This window comes from Microbacterium sp. UBA837, from assembly GCF_002296025.1.
Taxonomy (GTDB): domain Bacteria; phylum Actinomycetota; class Actinomycetes; order Actinomycetales; family Microbacteriaceae; genus Microbacterium.
In genome coordinates, this window is sequence record NZ_DBHD01000038.1 from 5,929 (window position 1) to 6,524 (window position 596).

1 pseudogene is annotated in these 596 nt (G+C 59.9%); it reads left to right on the forward strand.

Annotation, left to right across the window (positions count from 1 at the left end):
- Positions 1–304: 304 nt before the first annotated feature.
- Positions 305–596: pseudogene (locus B3587_RS02960) on the forward strand (hypothetical protein); the annotation flags it as partial.

A 596-nucleotide genomic window follows, 5' to 3' on the forward strand; every position in this document is an offset into this window, starting at 1 on the left:
TGAGACGGTCACGGTCCTCGGCGGTGACCCGATCGGTGGTGTTGATCCGATTGAGGTGGTGCCTGGTGGTGTCCGTGTTTCCGGGTGGGTTATTGACCCGGATACTTCTGGGGCGACGAGCGTGCGTATTAAGGATGGTTCAACGCAACTTGTTCGTGTGACTGCGGATGGGGAGCGTTCGGATCTGGGAGAGTACGCCGGGTATGGCTCCGCCCATGGTTTCGAGGCGGAGCTTGCGTTGTCGCCGGGTATGCATACGTTATGTGTGGCTGCGAACAATGTGGGTTCTGGGGTGAATCGGACGTTGGGGTGTGAGACGGTCACGGTTCTCGGTGGGGATCCTTTCGGGTACATCACGGATTGGGTCGTCTCACCGGGCGGTGTGCGGGTCAAGGGGTGGGTGATCGATCCTGATACTGCGGATCCGGTCACGATCCGTGTGAAGTCGGGGGGAGAGACGGTTCTCCGTTCGGCTGCGGATATCTCGTGGGCGTACTTGGCAGATAGTTACCCCGGGTACGGGTCGGCACATGCGTTCGATGTGGAGGTGTCGTTGCCGGTCGGGATATCTCAGGTGTGTGTGGCTGCGAACAATG